Annotated in this window: 14 protein-coding genes; 6 read left to right on the top strand and 8 right to left on the bottom strand. The window is 69.8% G+C overall.

All coding sequences use genetic code 11. The annotated features are described in order from the left end of the window. Positions 1-97 precede the first annotated feature (97 nt). From queD to SM447_RS00405, 4 genes are all read right to left on the bottom strand, one after another. On the bottom strand, positions 98-457 hold the full coding sequence (gene queD, locus SM447_RS00390) for a 6-carboxytetrahydropterin synthase QueD (protein WP_474570693.1): 360 nt from the start codon (positions 455-457) through the stop codon (positions 98-100). Beyond that, positions 457-1104 carry a 7-carboxy-7-deazaguanine synthase gene (queE, locus tag SM447_RS00395; protein WP_474570694.1) on the bottom strand — a complete coding sequence of 216 codons (648 nt, stop codon included), beginning with the start codon at positions 1102-1104 and terminating at the stop codon, positions 457-459. Before queE ends, queD begins: the two co-directional genes overlap by 1 nt. Next, positions 1101-1802: a 7-cyano-7-deazaguanine synthase QueC gene (gene queC, locus SM447_RS00400; protein WP_474570695.1), complete on the bottom strand. Its 702-nt coding sequence runs from the start codon at positions 1800-1802 to the stop codon at positions 1101-1103. The genes queE and queC overlap by 4 nt, the downstream gene beginning before the upstream one ends. A 149-nt stretch (positions 1803-1951) precedes the next feature. Beyond that, entirely contained in the window at positions 1952-2083 is a 132-nt protein-coding gene (locus SM447_RS00405; RefSeq protein WP_474570696.1) for a hypothetical protein, read from the bottom strand. Positions 2084-2166: 83 nt separating this feature from the next. Here SM447_RS00405 and SM447_RS00410 point away from each other — a divergent pair, with 83 nt between their 5' ends. Together SM447_RS00410 and SM447_RS00415 are read left to right on the top strand one after the other, a co-directional pair. After that, complete coding sequence (locus tag SM447_RS00410) at positions 2167-3312, top strand: FAD-binding oxidoreductase (RefSeq protein WP_474570697.1); 1146 nt, start codon at positions 2167-2169, stop codon at positions 3310-3312. A 270-nt stretch (positions 3313-3582) separates the two neighbouring features. Then, positions 3583-3960 (top strand): DUF4267 domain-containing protein, encoded by a 378-nt coding sequence (locus SM447_RS00415; protein WP_474570698.1) that lies wholly within the window; start codon positions 3583-3585, stop codon positions 3958-3960. 187 nt (positions 3961-4147) lie between these two features. Here SM447_RS00415 and SM447_RS00420 read toward each other — a convergent pair whose 3' ends face one another. Both SM447_RS00420 and SM447_RS00425 read right to left on the bottom strand, forming a co-directional pair. After that, positions 4148-5083, bottom strand: a complete 936-nt coding sequence (locus SM447_RS00420; RefSeq protein WP_474570699.1) for a cellulose binding domain-containing protein — start codon at positions 5081-5083, stop codon at positions 4148-4150. A gap of 47 nt (positions 5084-5130) precedes the next feature. Further along, positions 5131-6033: an alpha/beta hydrolase family protein gene (locus SM447_RS00425; protein WP_474570700.1), complete on the bottom strand. Its 903-nt coding sequence runs from the start codon at positions 6031-6033 to the stop codon at positions 5131-5133. Positions 6034-6141: 108 nt separating this feature from the next. Here SM447_RS00425 and SM447_RS00430 point away from each other — a divergent pair, with 108 nt between their 5' ends. Then, positions 6142-6726 (top strand): TetR/AcrR family transcriptional regulator, encoded by a 585-nt coding sequence (locus SM447_RS00430; protein ID WP_474570701.1) that lies wholly within the window; start codon positions 6142-6144, stop codon positions 6724-6726. Positions 6727-6977: 251 nt separating this feature from the next. Next, positions 6978-9398: an acylase gene (locus SM447_RS00435; protein WP_474570702.1), complete on the top strand. Its 2421-nt coding sequence runs from the start codon at positions 6978-6980 to the stop codon at positions 9396-9398. 93 nt (positions 9399-9491) lie between these two features. Here SM447_RS00435 and SM447_RS00440 read toward each other — a convergent pair whose 3' ends face one another. Then, positions 9492-9812: a GYD domain-containing protein gene (locus tag SM447_RS00440; protein ID WP_474570703.1), complete on the bottom strand. Its 321-nt coding sequence runs from the start codon at positions 9810-9812 to the stop codon at positions 9492-9494. A gap of 306 nt (positions 9813-10118) precedes the next feature. On the opposite strand from SM447_RS00440, the gene SM447_RS00445 reads away from it, so the two are divergent. Continuing rightward, on the top strand, positions 10119-11729 hold the full coding sequence (locus tag SM447_RS00445; RefSeq protein ID WP_474570704.1) for a DHA2 family efflux MFS transporter permease subunit: 1611 nt from the start codon (positions 10119-10121) through the stop codon (positions 11727-11729). 125 nt (positions 11730-11854) lie between these two features. Here the strand turns inward: SM447_RS00445 and SM447_RS00450 are convergent, their stop codons facing one another. After that, positions 11855-14995: an NACHT domain-containing protein gene (locus SM447_RS00450; RefSeq protein ID WP_474570705.1), complete on the bottom strand. Its 3141-nt coding sequence runs from the start codon at positions 14993-14995 to the stop codon at positions 11855-11857. 401 nt (positions 14996-15396) lie between these two features. On the opposite strand from SM447_RS00450, the gene SM447_RS00455 reads away from it, so the two are divergent. Further along, on the top strand, positions 15397-16734 hold the full coding sequence (locus SM447_RS00455) for an AAA domain-containing protein (RefSeq protein WP_474571215.1): 1338 nt from the start codon (positions 15397-15399) through the stop codon (positions 16732-16734). Positions 16735-16806: the final 72 nt, after the last annotated feature.

A 16806-nucleotide genomic window follows, 5' to 3' on the forward strand; every position in this document is an offset into this window, starting at 1 on the left:
AGACTCTTACGGTTGGTGCAGGTCACGACGATGTTTACGCGTGCCGGTCCTTTCTCCCGGGCCGCACCTGGTGGATGCTCGTCGGCCGTCGCTCTCGTCACGAGGCATCGCCGCGGTAGACGGCGCCCGAGGTGCAGGTCTCCCTGACCACGATGGCTGATAGCGGCAGCTGATCGACAAGTCTCGCCCAGATCCATTGCGCCAGCACTTCGCTCGTCGGGTTCTCGAGACCCGGCACCTCGTTCAGGTAGTAGTGGTCCAGTTGATCCAGGATGGGGCGGAATGCCGCCTTGATGTCACCGAAGTCCATCACCCAGCCCGAAGATGCACCTACCTCACCCCGTACGTGCAGTTCAACCCGGTAGGAGTGGCCGTGGAGACGGGCGCACTTGTGCCCCTCGGGCACGTGAGGCAGGCGATGAGCGGCTTCAAAGGTGAACTCACGAAAGATTTCCATCACGCAATCCCGATGTACTTGTGCGTCTGCAGGCTCAGCGACCATTGAGGATGGGCAAGGCAGTAATCGATAGCGGCTCGGGTGTTCGCTGCCTGGTCCGGTCCGTCCATCGGTTGCAGGAGGAAGTGGCCGAAATCCAAGTCCTCGAATCGTTCGGGCTCTGCGCCATGCTGTGGGTACACGAGCTTGAGTTCGTTACCCCTCCGGAGAACCAGGTCTGTCCCCGCTTTCGGGCTGACGCAAATCCACTCGATGCCGGCCGGTGCGGGCTGCGTCCCGTTGGTCTCGATAGCGACCTCGAAGCCTTCCTCGTGTAGCGCTTCGACGGCAGCGGCGTCGAGTTGCAGCAGAGGCTCACCGCCCGTGCAGACGACGTACGGCCTGCTTCTCGGATGGGCTGCACCGGCCCATGTCTTAGCCACCGCGGCAGCAAGGTCGCGCGCCGACTGGAAGCGTCCTCCTCCTGGCCCGTCCGTACCGACAAAGTCGGTATCGCAGAACTGACAGATGGCCCGGTGGCGGTCCTTCTCCCGGCCCGTCCAGAGGTTGCAGCTGGTGAACCGGCAAAAGACCGCCGGCCTCCCGGCATGCATGCCCTCACCCTGCAGGGTGTAGAAGATCTCTTTGACCCGGTACGCAGACCTCAAGATACGCCGCCGAGGACGGGATCCGACATGCCGAGCTCGGCAAATCCGCGGGTACGGAGCAGGCAGGAGTCGCAGCTGCCGCACGGCTGGCCGTCGGCGGGGTCGTAGCAACTATGCGTGAGCGAATAGTCCACACCCAGGCTGAGACCCAGCCGGATGGTGTCCGCCTTTGTGAGGTGGATGAGCGGGGTGTGGATCTTCATTCGCTGGCTGCCTTCGACGCCAGCCTTGGTGGCAAGGTTCGCCATACGCTCGTACGCCTCGATGTACTCAGGCCGGCAATCGGGGTAGCCGCTGTAGTCGAGTGCACTCACTCCGATGAAGATGTCCGACGAGCCAAGCGTCTCCGCCCAGGCGAGCGCGAACGACAGGAAGATGGTGTTCCGCGCTGGCACGTACGTGGCAGGGATCTCGGTCCCGATCTCCTCCGCGCTCTCGTGATGAGGCACCGCGAGGTCGTCGTCGGTCAGCGCAGAGCCGCCAAAGAGCCGGAGATCGATATCGGCGACCACATGACGCGTTGCCCCAAGAGCCTTCGCGACCCGTGCGGCGGCTTCCAGTTCCACGGTATGCCGCTGCCCATACCGGAAGCTGAGGGCGTTGGCCTCGAACCCCTCGTTCACGGCCACAGCAAGGGCCGTAGCCGAGTCGAGACCCCCGCTCAGCAGTACTACAGCTTGAGGCTTGGCTGCTGACATCTGAGGCTCCTCGCTTCGTCAACGGTCGAGAAACTGCAGCGGCTTGCTCAGCCAGCGGGTGTGCAGTTATGGCTCGCAGGTTGCGTCACGTTACCCGAGTACTGCGCGTTGTCGGAAGGTGGCCAGGGCGTGTCTTCCGAACTCGTCAGCTACTGGTCGAAGGTGCGGCACAAGCCCAGCCACGACGTGCGGCGCTCGTCGTGATTGCGGTGGCGATGCTTGAAGGCGGTGGCGGGCACGACGGCGACGGTGGTGGCCGGCGGATGTGGCTCGGGGCTCACCGGGCTTCCGCCAATTGACCCGGGCGGGATACCCGGTCTGCTATGCCGGGGCCTCGCGTTCGATCCACGTGGCGGCGGTCGGCGTGGCGGTGAGGCAGACGGTCAGTCAGGTTGCCGCAAGCTTCCGGACCGGCCTGGAGCAACGTTGCCCAGGGCTGCTGCCGGAGCGGGTGGCGGCGCTCGTCGTCGCCGCGCTGGCCCGTCTGGTCGGCGGCGGCGGTGACCGGGCCGGGCGGCTGGCGTTGCTGGCGGTGCTCGGCCGGGTCCACCGCCGGTACCGGCTGCGACCCGAGCACGGCCCGCTGATCGGTGCCGCGCTGGCGCCGGTCGCGCCACGACTGTGCCCACCACAGGTCAGCTGGGAGCGACGGTGGCGCCGGGCCTGGGCGCTCGTCGAGCGTGCCGCCGCACGCGTGGGGGGCGGGCCAGCGTTCTGGCTGGCCGAGGTCGTCGGCCGCGATCTGGCCGCCGAGGGCATCGTCATCCTGACGGTACGCCCCTCGCGGCGGCTGCCGTTCCACCCCGGCCAGGCGGTGCCGGTCTGCGTGCCGCGCCACCCCGGCCGGTGGCGCTGGTACTGCCCGGCCAACGCCCCACGCCCCGACGGCACCGTCGAACTGCACGTCCGCGCCGTCCCCGCCGGCACCGTCTCCCACAGCCTCGTCCACGAGGTACGCCCCAACGACCTCCTTCACCTCGGCCCACCCGTCGACATCGGCCTCAGCCTGCCCGCCACCCCGGATCCGTCCCGTCCCCGCCTGCCCGCCAGTTCGGAGTTGAGCCGTGTCCGGTGGCCGGCCGAGGCGGGGGCGGAGCGGGCCGGCGCAGGGCCGGCCGCGTCCCGGGACCTGTTGCTGGTGGCCGGCGGGACCGGGCTGGCCCCGCTACGCTCTCTGGTCGAGCAGGTCGCCGCCGCCCCGCACGACCATCGGGTGACCCTGATCGTCGGCGCACGCACCATCGCCGACCTCTACGACGCCATCGCCCTGGACAGGCTCGACCAAGCCCATTCCTGGCTGACCGTGGTCCCGGCCTTCTCCCACGACCCGTTAGTCGCCCCCGCCGAACAGGGCGACGCGTTGACCCACGCGTTCTGCCGCTATCGCCCCGGCCAGAATGTCTACGTCTGCGGTCCACCCGCCATGCTCGATGTTGCCCGGGAACGACTCCGCGCGGCTGGAATACCCGCCGAGCGGATTTACTTGCCTAATCAAATTCCGTGGCGATGATCGCTTGCCATCGTGCAATCGGTAGCGGACGCCGCCTGATCGGCCTCATCGTCGTACGTGAATCGCACATGCTGTAACGATCATCGCGGATGTTCTGCCGCAGTCGCGCGGCGTCGCTGGCGGTCGGCCGAGTGGTGCGGGAGATCTGGCCGCCGAGAGTGGCCGTTCGTGGGAACGCTGTATCGCACGAACTGTCTACAGTGCTCAATGGCTTTGACGCAAATCGAAGTTCCATGACATTTGTTGATCGCGAAGCGGAGATGCGTGCCGATGGTTGGCAACATTGCCACTGCGCTGGCCGGATTGATCGGCGTGGCTGGCATCCTCACTGGCGTCCGTGCGTTCTGGGCGCCAAAGGTCGCGGTCGACTTCGGTATCCCCGGCACATCGGCCGAGGACCGCACCTTCCACGCCTGGCTGTCCGTCAAGGTCGTGCGGGACGTAGCCACCGGGCTCCTCATCCTCATCGTGCTGGTCGGCGGGACAACTCGCCTGCTGGGCTGGCTCGTGCTGGCCGTCACCCTCATTCCCCTCGGTGATGCTCTGATCGTGCTTCGCAGCGGCGGGCCCAAGGCGGCCGCCTACGGGATCCACGGCACTGCCGCAGTGGTGACGCTGGCGATCAGCGTGCTCCTGCTCATCGCATGACGGACCCCGCTCGCCGCGACTGATGGCCATCTGGCACGCGAGCCCTGCTGAGGGCGCAGCCGCACGCGGAGAAGTTCCCGCCGTCGATGCGCGCCCGTGTTCCGGCCGGGTGGAGGATCATCGACCGATGAGAGTGCTGTCGACCGGGCCCATCTCCGGCTGACCGTCGTGCCGGCTGTCGCTTGGTTCAGGCGTAGGTGTCGCCGTATTCGCGGATGCCGTCGACGTCGAGGGTGATCCGGCTGATGTCGGCCCATTCGCCGGTGGCCTGCTGCCAGCTGAGGTCGTCGCGCTCGTCGATGGCCGTCCAGTTGGGGCGGTGGTGGCGTAGGTAGATCGGTCCGGTCGACGCGCCGGGGGCCAGTTCCCCGCCGGTGAAGGTCAGCTCGATCCAGCCGGGGATCGGCGTACCCGGCGGCGGGAAGACCGTCGGCGTGGGCGTCGGCGGCAGGGGCGACGGGGTTGCCGAGGTCGGGGGAGGCGAGACCGGCGCAGCCGGCGGGCCCGGCGGCAACGGTGGCGGGAAGAACTGGATGTGGCGGTGCACGTTGGCGCAGCCGATCGCCGCCCAGTCGCAGTTGGTGACCAGCGAGGTGTTCCCGCCCTCGAACGTCACGTGGTAGCGGACCCGCACGTCCGCCAGGTCGAGCGGGGCGGTGCCCGTGTTGATGACCTGGAGGACGTGCTGGATCTGGTTGTCCGTCGGCGACCAGCTCAGGTTCCGGTAGCTGACCCGCGCCTTCCCGTACGCGGTGCGGACCGGGGTGACCGGCGAGTCGAGGGAGTACCCGCCGTCGGTGTACGCCCAGACGGTGAGTCGATATTCGGTGCCTGGTGCGAGGTCGGTGAGCGTGAGCTGGCCGCCGGTGGTGGTGCCGAGGCTGCGGTAGGTGTTGGGGCCGAGCCAGGCCCGCACCTCGTGCCGGATGGGCGTCCCGCCCGGCTCGCCGATCCAGGTCGACGGTGACCAGGTCAGGGTGAGCCGGTGCGGCTCGTTCGCCACCACCACCGGTGCGCCGGGGGCGGTCAGGATCGGATCGTCGGCCGCATGGGCGACGGCGGCGCCGGAGAGCCCGAGCACGATGCCGAGGACTGCGGCCAGGGTTACCCGACGAGCACGCATAGTGCGCATGCTAGAGAGCTTGATGCATGAATATCAATGGCCGGGAATCATCGGGACTCGATCCGGCCCAGGGCTCCCGGGTCCACCTGCGTCCAGGCCGGGTCGCCCGGGATGAGCGCGCTGCGCAGGTACGCCGTGGTGGCGCGCTGGACCAGGGCGACCCGTTCCGGGCTCTCGTCGGTGGTTTCGGTGACGTGGTAGCCGGGGATGCCGCCCAGCGAGTGCTCCCCGCCGGACACGACGAGCAGGCTCTTCGGCCCAGGGCTCAGGAAGTACGGGTCGGTGAACCAGTCCGGTCCGCGTACCGACAGATGTGACTTGTCCTGGTCGCCCGCGACGACCAGTGCGGGCGTCGTCATCTGCGCGAACGTCGGGCTCATGAACGGGAAGTGCTCGGCCGCGAACGGAGTCAGATCGGCCCCGCCGGTGCCGGTGGTGGCGAGCAGGACGCCCGCCTTCACCCGAGGATCGGACATGTCCTCACCCGGGGTGCCGTCGGCGTCGAGCACCCGGGCGCCGAGCAGCATGCTGGCCGTCTGGCCGCCCCACGAGTGGCCGGCCACCGCGACCCGATCGCGGTCGAGTCGCCCGGCGAGTCCAGGGACGGCTGCCTCGATCACGTCCAGCGAGTCGAGGACCTGGACGAGATCGGCGACCCGGAAGCGCCAGATGTCCGGGTACCGAGGGTCGTCCGGGCCGATGGCCAGGGTCCGGGAGTCGAGGTGGGTCGGCTGGAGCACCGCGAAGCCGTGGGCCGCCCAGTGCTCGACAAGCGGCGCGTACATGTCCATGTTTCCGCCGAAGCCGTGCGCGAACACGACGATCGGCAGCCCGGTCCCGGTCAGCGGGGCGGTGACCCGGACCTGGAGGTCGGTGCCCCGGGTCGGTGCCGGCAGCACCACCGGCCGTACCGAGAGCACCGGGCTGGGCTGTTGCTCTGGGATGCTCATTACTGTTGCTCCTCAGCAGGAGGGACGATAGAAACGGAACGGCGTTCCGCTTAAACGATACGGAACCACGTTCCGTTTACCAGTCATCGTGACGGAGGCCACAGGACCGTGCCGGCCCGCGACACCGAAACACCGGCTCCCCGGAAGAGGGCCGACGCCGAGCGCAACAAGCAGGCGTTGCTGGAGGCCGCCGCCGCGGCCTTCGTCGACTCCGGCGTCAATGCCCCGGTCCGCGACATCGCCGTCCGGGCCGGCGTCGGCGTGGGTACGATCTACCGCCACTTCCCGGCCCGGGCCGACCTGATCGTCGCCGTCTACCGGCACCAGGTGCAGTCCTGCGCCCAGGCCGCACCCGCACTGCTGGCCAGCAGCCCCACTCCGCACGACGCGCTCACCGCGTGGATCGACCTGTTCGTCGACTTCCTGATCACCAAGCACGGCCTGGCCGAGGCGATGCACTCCGACGCCGCCGCCTTCGAGCCGCTGCACGCGTACTTCCTCGACCACCTGCTCCCGGCGGTCACGTTGCTGCTGGACGCCGCCGTCGACGCCGGCCAGATCAACCCGATCGACCCGCTGACCCTGCTGCAGGGCGTCGGCAACCTCTGCATCGGCGCCTCAGCCGACTCTCGCTACAACCCCCGCCACCTGGCCGCAGTCCTGGTCAGGGGCCTCCGCGCCACCCCAGCCTGATCGGACCGTCCGGTAGGGACGGTCCGGCTCGGATCCCTGGCTGTGGTGTGGCGGCGATCTGGGCGTCGCCGGCCGGCACCCGATCAGGGATGGCCGGAGCCGCGCGGCGGGAGCCCCTGCGGGCCAACCCCGACGCGATCCCGGGGCGACCAGGTAGTGACCTGAGCAAATTTCACTACTAGCGTCGGTCGGACCTGGACACATCTCGGGGGAGGACGTCACATGCGCCACCACCACCAGCGAGCCGCCCGATGAAACACCGTCCACTCATCGCCGCAACCACCGCCGCTGTCCTGGTCGCCGCCGGCCTCGCCGTGACCGGTGGGGCCGCCGTCGGGCATGGAAAGGGCTACTCGGCCATGATCGAGCGCGCCTCGTACGGCGTACCGCACATCACCGCGCGTGACTTCGCCAGCCTCGGCTACGGCGTCGGGTACGCGCAGGCGGAGGACAACGTCTGCCTGATCGCCGAGCAGATGGTCACCGTCAACGGTCAGCGGTCCCGCTGGTTCGGCGCGGACACCCGGAACGTCGGCAGCGACCTGTTCCACCAGAAGGCGATCGACGACCGGGCAGCCGAGCGCTGGCTCGTCGGTCGGCGCGACGGCCTGCACGCACCCTCCGACGAGGTACGCGACCAACTGCGCGGCTTCGCCGCCGGCTACAACGCCTACCTGCGGGGCGCGAAGAAGAAGATCAACGACCCGGCCTGTGCCGGGCAGGAGTGGGTGCGTCCGATCACCGAGCTGGACCTCTGGCGGGCCAACTGGGCCCGGATGGTCCGGGCCAGCTCCGGCGCGCTCGCCGACGGCATCGTCGTCGCCGCCCCGCCCGCCGCCACCAGCAACGGAAGCAGCGCCAACGGAAGCAGCGCCAACGGAAGCAGCGCCAGCGCGAGCAGTGCCAGCGGAAACGGCACCGGCGGGAGCGGCGCGAAGGTCAGCGCCCCGCAGGCGGAAGCCGTGGTCACCGCCGCCGACGGGGCGCCGGCCGGAGTCGGCAGCAACGCGTACGGTCTGGGTCGCGACGCAACCACCAGCGGTGCCGGCATGCTGCTGGCGAACCCGCACTTCCCGTGGGACGGCAACGAGCGCTTCTACCGGATGCGGCTGAAGGTGCCCGGCCGGTACGACGTGGAGGGCGCTGCCCTGGTCGGCGACCCGTTCGTCGAGATCGGACACAACGGCAAGGTTGCCTGGTCACACACCGTCTCCACCGCCCGCCGCTTCGTCTGGCACCGGCTCACCCTGGCGCCCGGCGACCCGACGAGCTACCGCTACGACGGCCGGATCCGGAAGATGACCGCCCGCACGGTCACCGTGCAGACCCCCGGCGGGCCGGTCAGTCGCACCCTCTACGACACCCACTTCGGCCCGGTCGTGGTGGTGCCGGGTCGCTTCGACTGGACCACCGACACGGCGTACGCGATCACCGACGTCAACGCCACCAACAACCGTGCCCTGGACGGCTGGCTCGCCATGGGCCGGGCCAGGTCCGTGGGTGAGCTGCGGTCGGTGCTGGACCGGCGGCAGTTCCTGCCCTGGGTCAACGTCATCGCCGCCGACCGGGACGGCCGGGCCCTCTACGCCGACCACTCCGTCGTGCCCCGGGTCACCGACTCGCTCGCGGCCGCGTGCATTCCAGCTTCCTTCCAGAGTTTGTACGCCAGCAGCGGCCAGGCCGTCCTCGACGGCTCCCGCTCGTCGTGCGAACTGGGTCGGGACCGCGACGCCGCGGTGCCCGGCATCCTCGGGCCGGCGAACCTACCCACGCTGGTCCGCGGCGACTACGTGACCAACTCCAACGACAGCTACTGGCTGACCAACCCGGCTCGGCCGCTGGTCGGGTACCCGCGCATCATCGGCGACGAGCAGACCGCGCGCAGCCTGCGGACCCGGCTCGGCGTGCACCAGGTACGGGAGCGCCTCGCCGGCACCGACGGGCTCCCCGGCCGGGGGTTCACCACCGGCCGGCTGTGGGACGTGATGTTCGGCAACCGGGCGTACGGCGGCGAACTGGTCCGCGACGACCTGGTCCGGATCTGCGAGGCCGAGCCCACGGCCACCGCCTCGGACGGCACCGCCGTCGACCTGGCGGCCGCCTGCGCGGCCCTGCGGCGCTGGGACCTCCGCGTCGACCTGGGCAGCCGGGGCTCGCACGTGTTCACCGAGTTCGCCCGAGCCGGCGGCCTGCGCTTCGCCGACCCGTTCGACCCGGCCGCCCCGCTCAGCACACCGAACCGGCTGGCCGTCGACGACCCGCGGGTACGCACCGCGCTCGCCGACGCCGTCCAGTTGCTCGGCGGTATCCCGCTGGACGCCCGCCTCGGCGACATCCAGTCCGAACCGCGCGGCACCGAGCGCATCCCGATCCACGGCGGCTGGGCGGAGGCCGGCGTCTTCAACATGATCATCAACCAGGTGCAGCCCGGGGTGGGCTACCCCAAGGTGCGGCACGGCACGTCGTACGTGATGGCGGTCGAACTGGGCCGCGCCGGCCCGTCGGGTCGGCAGCTGCTGACCTACTCGCAGTCGGCCAACCCGAACTCGCCCTGGTACGCCGACCAGACCCGGCTCTACTCGGGCAAGGGCTGGGACACCATCAAGTTCACGCAGAAGCAGCTCAGGGCAGACCCGAACCTGGTCACGTACCGGGTGGGCGAGCGTCGCTGAGCGGTGGACGTCCGGCTGGGCGGTGTGGCGCGGCGCCTGGCGGGGTGACGTGGGTGCGGGTCGGGTGGCGAGGTGCCACCGGCCCGACCCGCGTCACCGGCCGGGCGGCTGGTAGGTGACGGGTAGCCGGACCGCAGCGTCGATCTCCTCCGTGGTCAGCAGCGGCACGATGCGGGCGTCCACGCCGCCCGCCGCTCGTACGGCGATACCCAGACCGGCGGCGGTCACGCTGTCCGGCACCTCACAGATCACGTACAGGTCGAACTGGCCGAACGCGTAGTACACGGCCTCGACCTGACCACCGGCGTTCTCGATCAGGGCCTCGATCACCTCGGCCCGGGCCGTCCCGCCCTCCTTGGCCAGGCCCGCCATGCCGGGGATCGTGTAGGTCGCCGTGACCAGGAACTTCGCCACGCTGGCACCGCCCTTCCCGCCCTCCGCCCAACCTCGACCGCGCCCGCCGCGCCTACCCGTTTTCCGCCCTGCTACGCCTTCCGGCCCGGACCACCGCGAGTCGGCCGTGCCGCGATGCGCCGTGACGGCGAGTGAGCGTGGCCATGCTCACAGAACGCTCTGCTCGTCGCTAAACGGGCGGCGGAGTGTCGGAGAGCGGAGCTACTGTGCCGTGCGGGCTTCACCACCGCCGTCGCGCCGGCCCGTGGGCGCCACGTCGGCCACCACCGCTCGTCCCTCGGACAGATTCCGACAACAGGAGACCTCGTGACACAGCAATCCGTCGCGGCACCGCAGCCTGTCCCGACCTCGGACAAGCTCGACGCCGCGGTGCTCAAGGTGGCCGGCGTCGTCGTGCTCGGTGCGATCATGTCGATCCTCGACGTGACGGTGGTCAGCGTCGCCCTGCCGACGTTCCAGAGCGAGTTCGACGCCTCGTACGCCCGCGTCGCCTGGACGATGACCGGCTACACGCTCGCCCTGGCCACGGTCATCCCACTCAGCGGGTGGGCCGCCGACCGGTTCGGCACCAAACGCCTCTACATGATGGCCCTGGCCCTGTTCACCATCGGTTCGGGGCTGTGCGCCACCGCCGACTCGATCGGCGAGCTGATCGCGTTCCGGGTGGTGCAGGGCCTGGGCGGCGGCATGCTCATGCCGATCGGCATGGCGATCATGACGCGGGCGGCCGGGCCGAACCGGATCGGCCGGCTGATGGCCGTGCTCGGTATCCCGATGCTGCTCGGCCCGATCGGCGGCCCGATCCTCGGTGGCTGGCTGATCGACGTGGCGAGCTGGCACTGGATCTTCCTGATCAACCTGCCGATCGGCGTCGTGGCGCTGGTCTACGCGCAGCTGGCCCTGCCGAAGGACAGCCCGCAGCCCTCCGAGTCGTTCGACTTTCTCGGCATGCTGATGCTCTCCCCGGGTCTCGCCCTCTTCCTGTACGGCGTCTCCACGCTGCCCGAGGCCGGCACCTTCGCCGACTCTGAGGTGTGGGGGCCGATGGTGATCGGTGCCGTGCTGGTGGTGGCGTTCGTCCTCTACTCCTTCAAGCCTCGGCACCCGCTGCTCGACCTGCGGCTGTTCCGCAACCGCCGGCTCACCATCGCGGCGTTGACCATGTTCGTCTTCATCATCGCCTTCATGGGTGCCGGGCTGCTGTTCCCGAGCTACTTCCTCCAGGTACGCGGTGAGTCGACGCTGCACGCCGGCCTGCTGATGGCGCCGCAGGGCATCGGTGCCATGGTCACCATGCCGATCGCCGGCATGCTCGCCGACAAGGTGCCGGTCGGCCGGACGGTGCCGTTCGCGCTGGTGCTCATCCTCGCCGGGTTCTTCACCTTCACCCAGCTCGACGCGGACACCTCGTACGTGCTGATCTGCGGTTCGCTGTTCGTCATGGGCCTGGGCATGGGCGGCACCATGATGCCGATCATGACCTCGGCGTTGAAGACCTTGACCGGGCACGAGGTGGCCCGGGGCTCGACGCTGGTGAACATCCTCCAGCAGATCGGTGGTTCCGTCGGCGCCGCGACGATGTCGGTGATCCTCACCAACGAGCTGAACGGCTCCCGGCCGATCCCCGGTCTGACCGGCCCGAACGGCGAGCCGGTCACCGAGGCCGGCCTGGCCATCGCCGCCCAGCGGCAGCCGGAGCTGGCCCAGCAGGTCCCCGACCCGTCGCTGATCGAGCGCGGGCTGGACTTCGCCGCCAACTCCTTCGCCACCACCTTCTGGGTGGCGTTCGCCCTGGTGGCGGCCACGTTCATCCCAGCCGCCTTCCTGCCCAGGCGGCGGGAACGGTCACACCTGCTCGACGACCAGCCCGGTGACCAGCCTGGCGATCAGCCGAAGACCCCGGTCGTCGTGCACTGACCCCTGCCCCACGGCAAACGCGGCACCTTGCGGCATGTCGGGCCCTCCGCCTCAGTGGAAGGCCCGACATGCCGCATGTCGCGCTCACCAGCGGAGCCGACAGACCGGCCAGGGCGGCGCAGCGGTCACTTACGCCAGGCGGGAGCCATCCGCTCGGACATGTCGCGCCAGAACGTGCGCAGTTCCTCGCGATCGACCGCCTGCCAGTCCGCTCGTCCGGATGAGCGGAACAGATGCCCGACAAGATCGATCTGATGGGCGCAGAAGGCTTCGTCCATCTGGTACGGCAGCTCGTCACCCTTGGGCGGCAGCGGACACAGCCGGAACGGACAGTCGTCGATGCAGGTGGCACCGGGTTGCACGTCATGGGCCTGACGGCGGCTCAGCGTCACCCGCATGGCACTGCGGTCGGTCGTGATGCACGGGGGCAGGTCGGAGCGGCTGGCTCGACCCAGTCGATGCGCCCGCTCGTCGGCGTCCCTGCCGCGATCGGCGAGATTCATCAGCAGCATGACGTCGGCGAGCAGACGTTGGGCCCGGGGTTCGAGGACGGCCCAACCATGTGACGGTGGCAGCCAGGAATCCTGTAGCCGGCGGATGCCCTGATGAGCGCTCACCGCACCCACCCGGCCGACGATCTGCCGCTCATCGACCCAGCAATGACGCTCGGGATGGCGGTCGATGAGTGTCTCGACGCACAGGTCGGCGGCCGCGCGGACGAGTGGGTGAGTTCGTCCGCCGCCGGCCTCTGGCGCGCGATGCCCTCGGCCGGCGATCGAGATCCAGAACTTGACGAGTCCGCGCGGGTCCGAGCCGTGGCCTCGCTTGCGCAACGGCTCACCGGGATCACGGGGTAGAGCCAGGAGGGTGAGAGCCTGGATGAGAACCAGGTGCGAGTACCAGAAGCGGGAGTGTCGCAGCGCTTTCTCGGCTTCCTCGATCAAGATGCTGCGGTGCGGTGGGTAGGTGCGGCAGTTGGCGGCCAACCGGAACCCCTGAGCCAACGTCAGCTCGGAAACGCGGGCGCCCTCGGCAGAATCGGTCGCCAGCCGCCGGACCAGCTGCCGCAGCATTCCGCACGTTTCCGACTGGAGATCCTTCTTGCCCGGGTCGGTTTCCGCCTCGGTGAAGAGAAAGAGCGGTGGCAGGATCCAGGTCCGCAGCTCCTCGAGGCGCTCTCGTCCCTCGCTGGAGGGCGCCCATGGTGGCCGACCGAGCCAGTCGGCCAGGCTGCGGACCGCGGCATTGCCGCCCCGGGCGATCTCCCGCGCGGCCGCCAGGCGCGGTAGATAGGACGTCTCGTCTGCCATCATCTGGAAGAGCTGGCGGTACTGCGGCGTTGGCTGCCGCCAACGTGTCGCGCCGCGCTGCGGCGGGTGGTCTCGCAGTTGGTGGGCCGCATCGCCATAGCGGTGCACCAGAGCGATCTTGGCGTCTTCGAGTGGGCGGTCGGTGATGGAGCCATCCCCCTGATAGCACGGCCAGGCGCGACCGATCGCATCGGCCAGCTTCCGGTGTTGTACGTGGCCGGTGGCGGCATCCATCTCCAGCGCCGCCGCGAACATCTCCAGCGCCCGCGTCCGGTTCCGCGTCGCGACCGCCGCACCGCGAAGCCGTCGCACCAGCTTGATCGACTGGTCCCGGGTGAACTTCGCATCCCGGACGCGGAGGCTCAGCCCGATGGTCTGCCGCACGGTGTCACTGAGCTTGAGCAGCCGTCCGTACGCAACGGGCGCTCGTCGTCTACCGTCGCGGCGCTCCAAAGTCCCGTCCGTGCGGGTGTAGAGCGTGAGGGCGGCCAGCAACTCCCGGCCGGGTCCGTTGTGCTCTCTGAACGCGTGGTCGAGAAAGGCGTCGTCGTCGCGCAGGGCGGCAGGGAGGAAGCGGGCGCCCAGGTACGCCTGTACCACGCCGTGCTGAAACCGTACGCCGTCCTGCCTCTTCACGACGATGTTCAGTGCGTTCCCGGTGGTTTCTGCCAGTCCGACATCTTGCAGGTTGCCGGCGTCCAGCTTGTGCAGTCGAGACCGGAGCTCGGCGAGAATCCACCGCCCGCTCGGGTCCCGCTCCGCTGCGGCGAGTTCCGTGGTTCGAACCCACTGCCGGTTGTCTCGTAGTCCGAGGCAGGCGAGTGCCGAGAGTACCTCGATCGCCTCCGCCCGCTCCGCCGCAGGCATCCCGTAATCCTCATAAAGGTCGCCTGAGACGACGGCGTCACGCCACTCCTCCAGCAGCACCCAGCGCAGCGCGGACCTTCCATGATCTGAGGGTGGAAGGCGGTCGAGCCGGTCGACCTCGTACAGCTCCCCGATGACCCGCAGGAAGAACGGCGAGTCAGCGACGTCGGCGGCCTTGACCAGGGCAGCGATGCGATCCCACCGTTCGTCGGCGCCGGACCGGCGGCTGTGTGCCTGAACGTACTCGAGCGCAGCGGCGGGAGCGAGCGGCTCCAGCTGCAGCAGCAGTGCGTCCAGTCCGCGAAGCGGATCGTCGGGTCTGGAGGCGACAACAAGGGGTAGCCGATCGCGCGTGGCGCGGCGGAAGGCCTCCCTGAGCACGCTGTCCCGGTCCGCAGGTTGGGCGGCTTCGGTGAGCACCTCCTCCAGGCCGTCGGCAAGTACCACGACCCGGTTCTCCAGCCGCAGCCTCCGCCACACCTTGTCCGCCTCGGCCGACCCGTGCAACTGGCCGTCGATGGTGCTCTCGAACTGCTCAAGGGCGAGTTGGCGGAAGTTCAGTTTCTCTGGAGAGGTGACGTTCCGCAGATCGATGCCGACCGGTATGACGTTCGTGGCCAGCAGCATCTCGGAAAGCCGCACCAGCGTCGCCGTCTTGCCCGTGCCGATGCCACCGACCAGGAGCAGCGGACGACGGCTGTGTTCGTCGCGGAGTCGTTGCATGATCAGCTTACACAGTTCGTCGCGCCCGACGATGCGAACCCTGCTGATCTCCGGATCGGCGGTCGGTATAACCATTCGTCGATTGCGGAGGGCGTTGCGTCGGTACCAGCGCCGGACCCGCAGGTAGCGCCAGAACAGAAAGACCGCCAGACCGAGCGCCAGGATCAGCGGACCCTTGACGAACCCCTCCACCTGCCCGCAGTAGTAGTCTCTCGTCTGCGAGTTCTTGCACCAGCCGGAGATCCGCAGGAATCGCGGCTCGGTATCGAGGATCATCAGCACCAATGAGCCGATCATCCACAACAGGAGAATCGTGGCCGCCGTGATGATCAGTCGGCGTAGCCCGCGGTGGTGCCGCCAGCTCATTCGCTGTTCGGCGCGTCCCTCCGTCCGCCGGCGGAGACTGCGTTCAGTTTGGCGCTCCCGACGGATACGCCACTGACGACGGCGTTGGTGGAGCCACAACTGGGCCGCCCAGACCGGACCACGTTTCGGCCCGCGCATGGTCACCCCCCATGAGTTGCATGGCCGGCACCTGACGGAGCCACAACGCGGCTTCCCGTACCAGGCTAGTGGCGTCTGCCCAGGTGGGGCGCGGTTTTGCCGGCGACCATCCAGGTCGGCGATGGGCGGTCTCAGGGTCGGACGGGCCTGTGAAGCTGAGCCGCGCGGGTTGCGGCATCCGCTGCCCTCCGGGGAACGGGAGGCCCCGAGATGCCGCAACTCGACAGCGCCGTCGGGCCGGTAGGGTGCGGCCGGTGGGGGAGATGGGGTTGATGCCGCCGCTGGCGGTGCCACCGGCGGTCGAGGCGGAGCGGGTGATCACCGCCGTCCTGGCCGACCTGCGGTCAGGCGAGCATCGGGGCGTGGTGGTCGACTCGCCGCCGGGGGCCGGCAAGTCGACCCTGGTGGTACGGGCCGCCATCGAGCTGGCCGCCGGAGGGTCGGGCTTCGGCGAGCCGCTCATGATCATTGCGCAGACGAACGAGCAGGTCGACGACCTGATCGACCGACTTGCGACCAAGGCACCGGAGCTGCGGGTGGGGCGGCTCTCCGCGGGCGACTACCGGCCGTCGCCCCGGGTGCTGGCACACCCGCAGGTCCGGGTGGCCGCGAAGGTCACCGACCTGGCCGCCTCGGCCGTGGTCATCGGTACGGCCGCCAAGTGGGCCACGGTCACCGAGGGCTGCTGGCCGTGGGCGATCGTGGACGAGGCGTACCAGATGCGCTCGGACGCCCTGCTGCGCGTGGCCGGCAGGTTCGAACGGGCCCTGTTCGTGGGGGATCCGGGGCAGCTCGACCCGTTCTCCACCGTGGAGGTTGGCCGGTGGGCGGGGCTGACCTGGGATCCGATGCAGTCGGCGGTGGCGGTGCTGCTGCGCCACAACCCGCACCTGCCGGTGCACCGGCTGCCGGTTTCCTGGCGGCTGCCCGCCTCGGCGGCCCCGGTCGTGTCGCGGGCGTTCTACCCGTTCACCGGCTTCCGCGCCGGCACCGGTCCGGCCGACCGGGTACTTCACCTCACCGAGAACGGTCCGGGTGACGCCATCGACCGGGCGGTGGAGTCGGCCGCCGCCACCGGCTGGGCGCTGCACGAGCTGCCGGCCCGACACACCCTGCGTACCGACGGGGAGGCCGCCGCCGCGTGCGCCGCGCTCGCGTTGCGGGTGCTGCGGCGCGGCGCGGTCGCGGTCTGCGAGCAGGCGCCCGGCGGCGCGCCGGTGACCGCGGACCGGATCGCCGTCGGTGCCGCCCACCGCGACCAGGTGGCGGCCATCCGCGCGCAGCTCGGCGAGGCGGGGGCGGACATCACCGTGGACACCGCCAACCGCCTTCAGGGCCGGGAGTACGACGTGACGGTCGTGCTGCACCCGCTCTCCGGCCGGCGCGACGCTACCGCCTTCCACCTGGAGTCGGGGCGGCTCTGTGTGCTCGCCTCCCGGCATCGGCAGGCCTGCCTGGTGGTGGCCCGGGCCGGCATCGGCGAACTGCTGGACGCCCACCCGTCGACCGAGGCGCCGCAGCTGGACGTGCCGGTCCGGTTCCCCGACGGGTGGGAGGCCAATCAGGCCATCCTCGCCCACCTCGCCGCCGTGACCCGATAACGGGCGGTAGGGCCGGACCTGCGGCGAACCGCGCGGGGACCGGAAGGAAGGCCGCGAGGGCTCTTCGTGTCG

Source organism: Micromonospora aridisoli (genome assembly GCF_056150025.1).